The sequence below is a fragment of the Pseudomonas sp. P1.8 genome (assembly GCF_001269805.1).
Lineage (GTDB): Bacteria > Pseudomonadota > Gammaproteobacteria > Pseudomonadales > Pseudomonadaceae > Aquipseudomonas.
Genome location: NZ_LHVM01000010.1, coordinates 226659 through 239242, shown reverse-complemented (window position 1 = coordinate 239242; position 12584 = coordinate 226659). Strand labels below are relative to the sequence as shown.

The 12584-nt window shown below is 59.4% G+C and carries 10 protein-coding genes; 7 read left to right on the top strand and 3 right to left on the bottom strand.

Translation table 11 applies throughout. From position 1 onward, the window contains the following. Window positions 1-85: 85 nt before the first annotated feature. Both AD668_RS09625 and AD668_RS09620 read right to left on the bottom strand, forming a co-directional pair. Window positions 86-1021, bottom strand: a complete 936-nt coding sequence (locus tag AD668_RS09625; protein WP_053157572.1) for an SIS domain-containing protein — start codon at window positions 1019-1021, stop codon at window positions 86-88. 34 nt (window positions 1022-1055) lie between these two features. Then, window positions 1056-1853 (bottom strand): S1/P1 nuclease, encoded by a 798-nt coding sequence (locus AD668_RS09620; RefSeq protein ID WP_053157569.1) that lies wholly within the window; start codon window positions 1851-1853, stop codon window positions 1056-1058. 318 nt (window positions 1854-2171) lie between these two features. On the opposite strand from AD668_RS09620, the gene AD668_RS09615 reads away from it, so the two are divergent. The 7 genes from AD668_RS09615 to AD668_RS09585 all read left to right on the top strand — a co-directional run bounded on the left by AD668_RS09615 (window position 2172) and on the right by AD668_RS09585 (window position 11135). Further along, the gene (locus AD668_RS09615; protein WP_082344441.1) at window positions 2172-3233 is read left to right on the top strand and encodes a phosphotransferase; all 1062 of its coding nucleotides are present in this window, start codon (window positions 2172-2174) and stop codon (window positions 3231-3233) included. A 292-nt stretch (window positions 3234-3525) separates the two neighbouring features. Beyond that, window positions 3526-5553: a capsular polysaccharide biosynthesis protein gene (locus AD668_RS09610; RefSeq protein ID WP_053157566.1), complete on the top strand. Its 2028-nt coding sequence runs from the start codon at window positions 3526-3528 to the stop codon at window positions 5551-5553. Beyond that, window positions 5553-6812 (top strand): capsular biosynthesis protein, encoded by a 1260-nt coding sequence (locus AD668_RS09605; RefSeq protein WP_082344440.1) that lies wholly within the window; start codon window positions 5553-5555, stop codon window positions 6810-6812. The genes AD668_RS09610 and AD668_RS09605 overlap by 1 nt, the downstream gene beginning before the upstream one ends. Further along, window positions 6809-7585, top strand: coding sequence for an SDR family NAD(P)-dependent oxidoreductase (locus AD668_RS09600; protein ID WP_053157564.1), 777 nt, complete (start codon window positions 6809-6811; stop codon window positions 7583-7585). Before AD668_RS09605 ends, AD668_RS09600 begins: the two co-directional genes overlap by 4 nt. A 142-nt stretch (window positions 7586-7727) precedes the next feature. After that, on the top strand, window positions 7728-9086 hold the full coding sequence (locus AD668_RS09595) for an LTA synthase family protein (protein WP_256220606.1): 1359 nt from the start codon (window positions 7728-7730) through the stop codon (window positions 9084-9086). After that, the gene (locus AD668_RS09590) at window positions 9086-9700 is read left to right on the top strand and encodes a GNAT family N-acetyltransferase (RefSeq protein WP_053157561.1); all 615 of its coding nucleotides are present in this window, start codon (window positions 9086-9088) and stop codon (window positions 9698-9700) included. Before AD668_RS09595 ends, AD668_RS09590 begins: the two co-directional genes overlap by 1 nt. 7 nt (window positions 9701-9707) lie before the next feature. Next, complete coding sequence (locus tag AD668_RS09585; protein WP_053157557.1) at window positions 9708-11135, top strand: capsule biosynthesis protein; 1428 nt, start codon at window positions 9708-9710, stop codon at window positions 11133-11135. 98 nt (window positions 11136-11233) lie between these two features. Here the strand turns inward: AD668_RS09585 and AD668_RS09580 are convergent, their stop codons facing one another. Continuing rightward, window positions 11234-12583 (bottom strand): aminotransferase class I/II-fold pyridoxal phosphate-dependent enzyme, encoded by a 1350-nt coding sequence (locus AD668_RS09580; RefSeq protein WP_053157554.1) that lies wholly within the window; start codon window positions 12581-12583, stop codon window positions 11234-11236. Window position 12584 lies beyond the last annotated feature (1 nt).

Here is a 12584-nt window from a genome sequence, read left to right as displayed (position 1 = left end):
AGCACTCGATGGTCTTGCTTGACCGACTAAAATCCCACCCCCCGCGCCCTCATCATTGAGTTTGCGGAGTCAAATATTTTTCGGATCAGTCAAATATCTCGACAACCCCAACCACTTCACCGCTTGTATCGTCCGTCACCGGTAATGCGCGGATTTTGTGCTCCAGCATGTACGCCTCTGCCTGGGACAGTTGCGCAGAGGCTTTTACGGTGTGCGGGCTTGATGTCAGGAACGCGTCGACGTTTTCGTTGACGACACCTGGATTGCCTAACAATGCGCGGCGAAGGTCGCCGTCCGTGACGATACCGACGAGTCTGTCGCTTTCCATGACCAGGGCAAGCCCGAGGCGGCTAGACGTCATGACTAACAGGCAATCATGGAATGAGGTATCACGGGTCACTTTCGGGATGTTGGTGTGCATCACGTCACTGACACGGGTCAGCAGTTTGCGACCGAGGCTGCCACCGGGGTGGTAGCGCGCGAAGTCCATCGGTTTGAAGTCGAGCGCTGCAATCAGCGCTACAGCAAGCGCGTCTCCCATGGCCATGGTCGCCAACGTTGAAGTCGTCGGTGCGAGGTTGTTGGGGCACACTTCACGATCCACGGAAATATCGAGCCAGATGTCGGCGTGCCTGGCCAGGGTCGATTGGCCGTTACCGGTCATGGCGATGATTTTGTTGCCAAAGGACTTAAGGCTCGGGATCAACTTGACGACTTCTTCGGTTTCCCCGCTGTAGGAGATCAGGATTAGCACATCACTTGGCTTGAGCATGCCGAGATCGCCATGGAAGGCTTCTGCCGGATGCAGGAAGAGGCTCGGCGTACCGGTTGAAGCAAATGTAGCGACCATCTTCTGACCGATCAGTCCGGACTTGCCCATGCCGCAGACGGCCGCACGCCCCTTGCAACCCAGAATGAGCTCCACAGCACGCTGGAATTCACCGTCAAGACGCTCTGCGAGTTGGCTGATAGCTTGCGCTTGAGCGCTGAGTGCATCTTTAGCAATTGGGAGGTGGTTCATGGGAAAAACATGGGTCCTTGGTTAAGTGGCGCGCTTACAGGGAGGTAGGCGAAGCGTCCAACACCTGATTCAGTAAAGTGCCCAGCCGAAGTCCGGCATCGGTCAGTCTTGTCTTGACCACCGGGGATATGTCTTTCAAATAGGTTTTCGGCAACCTCATCATCGACTTTGAGTCAGCAAGTTGCAGGTTGTCGCTGTAGATATAGCGTCTGGCAATTTCATGACTTTCCATTGCCCATTGTTCGGGCGTGCCCTGAGAAACGTTCGGGCTTGCGGCCAGTAGAGCGGCTGCCAGTTCGGCAGGAGGCATCTTCAACGAACGGACGGAAATGGTGTCCCAGACCTTGTGCAGCGTGTACTCGCGTTTTCCGAACTGGACCTTCACACCGCCGGTTTGCTTGATGGCATGCAGCGGCTGGTGGATGTCGCCGACGTAGTGCACGACGAACTTCAGAGCCCGCAATCGATCAGAAGCTGGAGCGTCCTTTTGCCCAAGGATGGCTTCATATCGCTCTATCCCATAAACCACGCATTTGCGTTTGTGACCGCAGTCACGTTTTGGCTCATACACAGTGGCACTAAAAGGCATACGAACGGTGTGGCTGATCAGCCCGGGTTCCGTCCCCCTTATCTGATCTGCCCAAGTGGCGATGTCCCCCAGGCTGGTTGCGCCTTCCTGCGCCAACAGCTGTTGAATTTCGGCTTTAGCCACCGGGTCCAGCCTGGATTCAGCGATCAGGGCGACGGTCTTGTGCCCTTCGATACCCCAAGCCAAAACGCTTGACGCATGCATGCTCAAGAGGCTGAAAACGATGTGCTTAATACTTAACATTGACCTTCCTTGACTCCTTTACATGATCGACAGGCAATTGACCTGCCAGCTGGCCGATTCATGAAGGTAGCGATCGCTCCTTGATTCGAGTGGCGCGTATGTTAACGGTTGAGCCGTCAGCAGGGAACTTTGATGTGCGCGCATCCGATCAACGCATAGCAATGATCCTGTCTTCACCATGACAATGGTAATCAGAAGTCAGAGTCCGTAATATCGCGCCTCGTTTGATCGACCAATACTCTTTTCGGGCACAGCGTGCTCCGGGAACGACTTGCTTTTTCCGATCAGAATTCGAGCGGTTGTTCACAGTTGGAGCCCATGGATACCGAATCAGAGAAACAAGGGATGTTTGCTCGCAACAATGTCTTCTGGTGGCGTCAGGCCACTCTGGAAAAACGTTTGAGCCATGTGCTCGGTTTCGCGCTGGATGAGTACAGCATCACCACCTCGGACCTGGCCTCCAATGCCTCCTTCGTCAATCATGTACACCACCATTGCCTGACCCATCGACAGACGGGCGCCTCGCTGGATGTCGTAGAAAAATCGATTCGCAAATTGTTTGGCATCTCCAGCCTTGAATCGCGCTTCCATCGCGAGGGCAATGTGCTGGCCAACAGTACCCACTTCCGACACCCGCAATGCCTGGGTGTTATCGAAACCCCTTGGGAAAGTCTGGTCTTCACACGCTTTGTCCGGGGAAAACCACCTCGAATGGGCAAAATAGCGACGCAGCTTGGATTGGGCATCGCAGAAATAGAACATCTCACCAACCTGCACCTACAAGCTGGAAATTGGGCACAACGCTACCGTTTTTGGGAAATGGATTTTTTTCGCCCGTGGTATTTGTTGCGTTGGCGCTTCAATTTTGTGCGATACCTGCCTTCTCTCAACGAGCTGCCCCCCGACGACGCACGCTTTCAGGGACTTCATGAGCGGCTATCAGGGTTGGAACTCGCGTTGAAACTCGCAAAAAAACGCGCAAGTAATAGCCAGCGCTGTTTTTGTCATATGGATTACCTGGCCAAGAATTTCTTTTCTTCGCCAGAAGGCTTTCAGATGATCGACTGGAGCGAGGTGAAAGTAGGTCGGATCGGGTTTGATGGAGGTGCGTACCTAAGTGCGATTTTCCGCCAGGTAGACATGGCACGCTTCACAAAAATCCGCAAGTACTTTTTACGGTCCTATATTGCTGCGCTGGACAAGCGATTCGATGAACAGAGTGCATTGCACAACATGGATTACTTTTTCCTGCAGAACTCCCTCTGGCATTTCCTGCGACCCAAAACAATTGCCGATTATCAGCAACGCGGCAAGCTGGATCTGTTGCACCAGAAATACGAGTACTTGTTGGCACAGGGTGCTCTTTTAGGCAGGGCATGATGTAAGGGCGGGTTCGCTGGCAAGCAAGCGCTTACGAAAAGCGAGATATTGTCAACCTCGTTGGCAACCGCCAAACGCACCGCTCATCGGAGTATTTGCTCCGGTAATCGCATTGAGATTGAGCACCCACAAAAGAGGTGAAAAACCTGTAGGAATAATCCTATTTTTATCGGTAGCAAGCTGCCATTTGTATTATCATCTGCGCCAAATTCTACCGAGCATTTCCGTCAGGTTCGCATTGATCGCGCCTGGCTGGATACGTGCGCCTGTTTATGGATAACCGCTGTTTTTTATGGACAATGTCGCTCCATCGCGTCGCTCTTTGTTGATTCTGTCCAAAGGTGCGCAACAGATCTCCACCCTTCCCGCGTTGCTGCCTGAGTATCGGCTGCTGTGTGGATCGGTGCGCGATATTGGCCAGGCCGATGAAGTTCTTGCCTGGGGTCGCAAGCCTAGCGCCTTGCGTGCGGAGGCTGCCGGCGTTGAGGCCGGGTTGCCATTGCTCACGGTGGAAGACGGTTTTTTGCGCTCAGTGGGCCTGGGAGCCGATGAGCCGCCGTTGTCGCTGGTCGTTGACCCCCTTGGCATTTATTACGATGCCAGCAGTCCTTCTCGCCTCGAACAGTTGATCCCGGTTCCGCTCACCGAGGCTCAGAACCTGCGTGCCCGTGCCTTGCAAGCCAGTTGGTGCGAGGAGCGGGTGTCCAAATACAACGGCGCCCGCATCAAGGCTCTCGACTTGCCGCAGCCCTGCGTGCTGGTGGCGGATCAGACACGCGGTGATGCATCGCTGCAGGGTGCCAGCGCTGCCGACTTTGAGCGCATGCTCGACGCGGCGCTCGCCCGCCACCCGCAAAGCACCGTGGTTGTGAAGGTTCATCCCGATGTGGTGGCAGGGCGCAAGCAAGGCCACTTCGACCTGGTGGCGCTGCGCAAACACCCTCGTGTGAGGGTGATTGCCGAGGATGTGCATCCGGCGGAGTTGTTGTCCGGCGTGCAGGCCGTGTACGTGATGACCTCGCAACTGGGTTTCGATGCGTTGTTGTGGGGCGTGACGGTCTACACCTTCGGCATGCCGTTCTATGCCGGCTGGGGCTTGACTGTCGATGCCCTGCCCGCCCCCGAACGGCGCCAGCGCGTAAGCCTTGAACAATTGCTGCACGCGGCGCTGGTGGAATACCCGCGCTATGTCGACCCGGAGACAGGGGCGCCCTGTGAGCCCGAAACCGTTCTGAAGTGGCTGGGCCTGCAACGACGGATGCGCAGCCGGCTGCCTCAGGACCTGCAAATGGTTGGCTTCAGCAAGTGGAAGCAACCGTTGGTGCTGGATTTTTTCAATGGTTCAACGATTCGTTTCCTCGGTCGTTTTTCCCGTCGCCGTATCGACCCGATCATCACTTGGGGTTGCCAGCACGACGTGCCATTGACCAGGAAAATCGACAACCACCTCGGCCGCGTCGAAGACGGTTTTCTGCGTTCCGTCGGCCTGGGCGCGAAGAAAACCCGGCCGTTGTCCTGGGTCTTCGATGACCTGGGCATCTATTACGACGCGACCCGGCCTTCGCGTCTGGAACACCTTTTGCAGAATGAACCGTGCCCGCCCGGTCTGTTGCAGCGGGCAGCGGCGTTGCGTGAGGCAATCTGCACGGCCGGCGTGACCAAGTACAACCTGCCGGGCTCGACGTGGAAACGTCCGGCCGGTGTCGAGCGGGTGATTCTGGTGCCGGGCCAGGTGGAATCGGACGCTTCGATCCGTTATGGGGCGCACCGGATCCGCCGCAACCTTGATTTGCTCAAGGCGGTGCGCGAGCGCCATCCGATGGCGTGGCTGTTGTACAAGCCGCACCCTGAAGTACTGGCCGGCACCCGCGAGGCCGGTGAACACGAAGAACGCACCAGCGATTGGTGCAACCAGGTGGTGGGCGATGTGCCTTTCCACGAATTGCTGTCCGAGGTCGACGAGGTGCATGTACTGACCTCGCAATCGGGCTTCGAGGCTTTGTTGCGCGGGGTTCCGGTGACCACCTACGGCCAGCCGTTCTATGCCGGCTGGGGGCTGACCCGGGATTGCGACTTGAGTGCCGATGTCCAGGCGCGCCGCAGTCGGCGCCTGAGCCTGGATGAACTGGTGGCCGGGACCCTGATTCGCTACCCGACCTACGTAAGCCGAATCACACGAAAATTCACCACCCCCGAACGCACGCTAATCGAGATTCAGAACTGGGATGAAGTACCTACGCAAGGAAGAACGCCAACATGGCGAGAGATGATTCAGCGTTTGCTCCCTACCGCTTTGAGAACACTGCCAGGGAAGTCGTAGTGCCGGTAGAGCGTTCCAGGCGTGTGGTGTCGGTGAAACCACGCAACTCGTTCCTGTTCCTGCAGGGCGTCAGTTCGCCGTTTTTCTCGCGTCTGGTGCAAGCACTGCGGACCGAGGGGCAATTGGTCAAATCCGTCAATTTCAATATGGGCGACCTCCTGTACGGCAGCGGCGCGCGCGTGTTTTATTCGGCGCGGCCCGAGCAGTTGATGAACTTCTACAGCGATTGCTTCAAGTCTGACCACATCACCGACGTGGTGCTGTTCGGCGATTGCCGTCCGGTGCATCAACCGGCGGTGGAGCTGGCCAAGTCCCTGGGTATTCGCGTGCACGTGTTCGAGGAAGGCTACTTCCGCCCGTACTGGATCACCCTTGAGCGCAACGGGGTGAACAATCACTCGCTGCTGCCCCGGGATCCGGAGTGGTATCGGGAGGTCGGCAAGTACATTCCGCGTTACCACAACGGCAACTCGTTCCGCCTGTCCTTCGCTTCACGGGCCTTTCATGACGTGATGTACCACGTCGGTGGCGCGTTGAACAAAGCCGTGTTTCCCCATTACAAGACTCACGCCCCGTTCAACGCGGCCGTGGAATATGCGGGTTACATTCGCCAGGGGCTTCGCCTGGTCAGTGCCAAGGGGCGCGATTCCGAGGTGATCAGTGAGGTGGCGCGCAACCGCCATCGCACCTTCCTGTTGCCGCTGCAGCTGGACAGCGATGCGCAGATCCGCGATCACTCACCGTTCAAACACATGAAGGATGTGCTCAAGCATGTGATGGGCTCGTTCGCCCGGCATGCCGGCAGCGACGCGCGACTGGTGGTCAAGAACCATCCGTTGACGCCGGGGATCATCAATTACCACCGCATCACGCGACGCATTGCCCACAAGCTCGGCATCGCCGACCGTGTGGACTTCCTGGAAAGCGGGCACATGCCGACACTGTTGTCCCATGTGGCCGGCGTGGTCACGGTCAACAGCACCGTGGGCGGTTCGTCGCTGATGCACAGCGTACCGACCATTGCTCTGAGCGATCCGATCTACAACCTCAAGGGGCTGACGCACCAGAGTGGCCTCGACGAGTTCTGGAACTCCCCGGAGCCACCCGACTCCACGCTGTTCCAACGCTTTCGCAGCACAGTCATTCACACCACGCAAGTCAACGGCGGCTTCTATACCCGCTGTGGCATCGACATGGCGGTGAACAACTCCCTGGAAGTGTTGATGGCCAAGACCTCGAAGATTGAACAATACCTATGACGCTGCAAAAGTCTCCACGCTGCATTCTCATCACCGGCGCCACGGGTGGAATTGGTGGCGCCCTGGCGCCCGCCTACGCGGCACCGGGGGTGACTCTGATCCTGCAGGGCCGACGTCTGGACCGCCTGGAAGAAATGGCCGCGCAATGCCGCGCCGCCGGCGCCCGGGTGTTGCTGAAAGCGCTGGATGTCCAGGACCTGGATGCCCTGCGCAGCTGGATCAGTGAGATCAGCGTCAGCGAGCAACCGGACCTGATCATCGTAGGTGCCGGGGTCAATACTTCGACCGGTGAAAATGGCGAAGGCGAAGTCTGGGAGCTGTCCCGGGCGCTGATCGAAATCAACGTACTGGCAGCGCTCGCCACGGTGCAGGCTGCCCTGCCGGCCATGCGCGCACGCAAGTCGGGGCAGATCGCCCTGTTCAGTTCGCTGGCCGGGTGGCGCGGCTTGCCGGCCACCCCGAGCTACAGCGCCAGCAAGGCGGCGATCAAGGCTTATGGTGAGGCCATGCGCGACCTGGTGGCGGTGGATGGGGTAAAGATCAACGTGATCATGCCCGGCTATGTCGAATCGAAAATGTGCTTTGAAATGCCCGGTCCGAAGCCTTTGCTCTGGACGCCGGACAAGGCTGCCCGACGAATCCGGCGCGGCCTGGCGGCGAACCAGGCGCGCATCAGTTTTCCCTTCCCGCTGAACCTTGGATGCTGGGCTCTGGGGGTCATTCCGCCACGGCTGTCTTCGATCATTTTGCGGTGGCTGGATTACGGTGCCTGATTTGTTGAGTAGTGCTTTTGTTCTGGTGGTTGTGCTTGGTTTTTGCCTTTCCTGCGCTTTCGAACTGTTGCTGATACCTCGTCCCGGATGGCGTCGCCCATTAGGCAGCTGGCTGCTTCATGCAGGCGCCTGGGTTTTCGCGGTGGGCTTGCTGTACCTGATCACCGGGCGCGCCTGGTTCAGTGCGGTGAACGTACTGGCCCTGTGGCTATTGATCGTGCTGGTCAGCAATGCCAAATACCATTCGCTGCGCGAGCCTTTCGTGTGCGCCGACTTCGAGTATTTCAGCGATGCCGTGCGCTTTCCGCGCCTGTATTTACCCTTCTTCGGCATCGGCAAGGCCATAGGCCTGGCGCTGCTGTTTGTCGTTTATCTGGCCTGCGGTTTGTATTTCGAACCTGTCGGCGCCGATGCCCGCGTCGTTGCGTCGAGCGCCTTGTTGTGTGGATTGGCCTTGCTGTGGCTCGGCAGCCGAAAGCCTTTGCAAGCGACCTTTGACGCCAGCCTTGACCTGGTTCGCTGGGGTCTGGCCGCGAGTTTGTGGACCTATTTTTTCGCCGCCCGGCGCCCTGTGTCGCTGGCGCAATTGAACTCGCCATTCGCAGAGGATCAGGCACGACCCATGATCGATGTCACCCTCGCGGATCTGGTGTCGGTTCAGAGCGAGTCGTTTTTCGATGCCCGCCGTTTGTGGCCCGGCATTCGGCCGCAGGTCCTGGGCCACTTCGACACCTTGCGCAGTGAAGCGCGGGCACAAGGCCGATTGCAGGTCGCGGCCTGGGGTGCAAACACTGTGCGCACTGAGTTCGCGTTTCTCACCGGCATCAAGGTGGACCAGCTCGGCGTCCACCGCTTCAACCCCTATCGCCATCTGGCGCGTCAAGGCGTCGCCAGCATCGCCCTGGCACTGAAACGCCAGGGTTATCGCACGGTGTGCGTGCATCCCTATGCAGGCAGTTTTTATGGTCGCGACAAGGTGTTGCCGGCGTTGGGTTTCGATGAGTTCATCGATGTGCGCAGCTTCACTGAACAACAGAAGGCCGGCCCGTTTATCGGCGACTGCGCCGTGGCCGACAAGATCACCGAGCTGCTCGATGCCCCTGGCCGTACGCAGCCGCTGTTCATCCATGCCATCACCATGGAAAACCACGGCCCATTGCACCTTGAGACGGTCGAAGCGGCCGACCTCACGCAATGGTTCGACCGTCCCCTGCCGGACGGCCTGCGCGACCTCGCCCCTTACGTACGCCACTTGAGCAACGCCGATCGCATGCTTGGCCAATTGCGCGGGCACTTTCTGGCGCGCGGTACGCCCACCGGGCTGTGTTTTTTTGGCGACCATGTGCCCATCCTGCCCGACGTTTATGGCGTCCTCGGCGCGCCGGATGGCGACACCGAGTACTTCATCTGGTCCAACACCGCGCCGACCGGCAGTCCGCTCGCAGACCTGGGGGTCGAGCAACTGGCCAAGGCGTTTGTCGATCAGTTGGCACCCGCGTAATGACTCAGACCCGTAGTGAACCTTTGCAGATCGCCCTCGCCTCCAGCAACTCGGTGCGCGACCCGGCGATTGCAAAATGGATCACCTCAGGCCGCGGTTCACTGGCATTCATGCTCGGAGACGAGGATTGTCGCCATCGCCTGTTGGCGGACGGGATCAATTGGGACCGGGTGCTGGTTGCCTATCGAGGGGATGCCGCTATTGGCTATGCCGCCTTCAAGCACCTTCGGCGCGGACCGTTTTCCCCTGGCATGCAGCCATTCGTGCGTGAGTTCGGCCGGCTCGGTGGCGCACTGCGCTATGGCATGTTTGCTGTCAGCGAATGGCGCGAGTGGCACTTCGGATTTTATCTGTATGGCTTGCGCGTTCGCAAAATCGCCCGCCGCCAGGGTGTTGCCAGTGCCTTGTTGCACGCCGTGCTTATTCAGGCGCGTGACACTGATCATGAAAAAATAGAGCTGGAAGTGCAGGCGAACAATCTGCCGGCCCGAGCGTTTTACGCCCACCACGGCTTTTCGCCAAGACGCACCTTCGCCCTGCGCTGGCTCAAACATCTGATGCCGATCCCCGCCATCATCAATCTGCGTCGTACGGTATCGCCAAGTCATGAGTAGCCCCGAAATGAATCGATCCGTTGCCTTGGAGTCCCTGGTGGAAGGTCCCGGCTGGGTAGGCATCATGTCGCAGTGGGTGATGTGGAAGGTCTTCCACCTGAGTGAGTTCCTCGATCCCGAAGGACCGCCGCACTGGTTGTGGCGGCGCGGCCGACAGAAGCCCGCGGGATTGAAGGCCATCTCCGGGATCGGCTACAAGCGCTCCTCCGACCATGCGCGAGTGCTGTGCAAGCGCTGGGGGATTCCCTATGTAGCACTGGAGGACGGATTTTTGCGCTCTTCGTCGCTGGGAGTTGAGGGTGATACACCGATGTCGATGGTGGTCGACCCCATCGGTATTCATTACCTCGCCGATCGGCCGTCGCTGCTGGAAAACATGCTGCAGACGCCGCATGACCTGACCGGTGCAGAACTGGCCACCGCAGCAGCGTTGATTGCCCTGATGCGCAGCAGCGGCATCGGCAAATACAACAACGCGCCGGACTTGAGCGATGACGACGCGCTGGGCCGCGAAAAGCCATTGGTCCTGGTGGTGGACCAGACCTATGGCGATTTTTCGATTCCCGGTGGCGGACTGTGCGAAGCCGATTTCATCCGCATGCTCGATGCTGCGCTGGCGGAAAATCCCGAGGCGGATGTGCGGGTGCGGATTCACCCGGACTGCGTCAACGGCCATAAAAAAAGCTGCCTGTTCGATGCCGCCGTTCAGCGCGGTATCCCGCTGGAAAGCCGCCATGTTTCGTGGGCGTCCCTCGCTCGCCGGGCGCAGCGTGTCTATGTCGGCACCAGTCAGGCCGGGCTTGAGGCACTGATTCAGGGCATCCCGGTGACCTGCTTCGGCTTGCCGTTCTATGCCGGCTGGGGTTTGACCGATGACCGTCTGCCCATCCCCCGCCGCCAGGCGCGCCCCACCCTGGAACAACTCGTGGCGGCCGCTTACATCCGTTATTGCCGTTACGTCGACCCGCTGACGGACCAGCGCTGCGACGTCATGACCGTGGCCCGCCAACTGGCGCGACAAAAGCACCAGGACAGTCTGTTCGCCGGTAACGTGACCGTCGTCGGAGTGCCTCGACGTCAACGGGCGACGATCCGCGCTTTGCTCAACAGTCGCTGGGGGCGATTGACGTTCGCTGGCGACAGCACCGACTTGATCCAGGCCGCGACCCGTGAAACGGACAGGCTAGTGGTTTGGCACACCAGCGAAATCCACGACCTGCAACGCCGTGCCGAAGCCCTGGGTATACCGCTATGGCGTATTCGTCCGGGCGTACTGCAAACCGCCGACGGCGAAGAACGGACCCTGTCCCAGATACGCGGCATGCCCTGCAGCCCGGAACAGGCACGACAACACATCGCCCGCCCGACCACCGCCCTGCTCGACCGATACACACGTGTTCGACAGGTAGGCCGCTACATCAAAGGGATGATCTAGAGGTCGATCTTTGGACCGCCTTCTCTGTAGGAGCCGGCTTGCCGGCGAAGGCGGTCTTGAATACTGCACAGCCTCAAGGCTCACTGCGCTCGCCGCGCTTACAACCGCTCGAGCTCTTGCGCGACGATGGCGACGGTGTCGGCGATTTGTTCCGAGGTGTGCAGGCACGACACAAAAAAGCGCACACGGGCGGCCTTTTCCGGTACTGCCGGATGCAGGATCGGCTGGGCGTTGATCCCCCGCTTCGCCAGGGCACCGGATAATCGCGTGGCCTTGAGCGAGCTGCCGGTGATCACCGGAATCACCGCAAGCCCCGTGCTGGTACCGGTATCCAGCCCGGCCTCGCGGGCCAGGGCGAGAAACTGTTTGCCCCGCGCCTGCAAGGTCGCCACACGTTCGGCGTCATGGGCCATGCAACGCACGGCGGCCAGCGCCGCCGCCGCCACCGAAGCCGGCATGCCTACGCTGTAGAGAAACCCCGGCGCCATGAACTTCAGGTGTTCGACCAGTGCCGACTCGCCGGCAATGTACCCACCGCAGCTGGCCAGGGTCTTGCTCAGGGTACCCATCCAGATGTCCACGTCGGAGCCTTTCAGACCGAAATGTTCGCGAATGCCTTTGCCGTTGACCCCCATGACGCCCAGCGAATGGGCTTCGTCGACCATCAGGAACACACGGTGCTTGTTCTTTAATTCGACGAAACGCGGCAGGTCCGGGTAATCGCCGTCCATGCTGTAGATGCCTTCGAGCACCACCAGAACCCGCTCGAAATGCTGACGCTGATCGCCGAGCAAGCGGTCGAGCGCTTCCCAGTCGTTGTGGGCAAAACTGAGGCGGCGCGCACCCGATAACTGGATGCCTTGCAGCACGCTGTTGTGGATCAATTCGTCGTGGATCACCAGATCCCGCGGGCCGAACAGGTAGCCAATGGTAGTGACGTTAGTGGCATGACCGCTGACAAAAGTAACCGCGTCATCCACCTCGTACAGCCTGGCCAGCTCAGCCTCCAGCTCACGATGGATCGGTCGATCGCCGGACACCAGGCGACTGGCCGACACCGAGGTGCCGTAGTGATCGATGGCTGCCTTGGCCGCCTCGGCGACTACCGGATGGCCGGAGTAGCCCAGATAGTTGTAGCTGGCGAAGTTGACGAAGCGCTGGCCCTGGATCGTCGTTTCGGCGCCAGCCAGACTTTCGTGCAGCTTGAAAAATGGATTGGCCAGGCCAAAGCGCGCCGCGCCGTCGTGCATGATTCGCAGTTGCTGGTAACCAGGATGCAGATCGAAGCGGTAAAACTGCTCCGGCACTGTGCGGGCGCTGCGGTTCACGTCCGCCAGCGAGACCGGCGGCGTGTCATCGCCGGTCTGCCGCTGGCGTCGCTCCAGGGCTTGCTGGATCAGCTTGTCTTTCATTGAAGCGCCAAGCCCTGGTGAACGATTAGAGGTCATA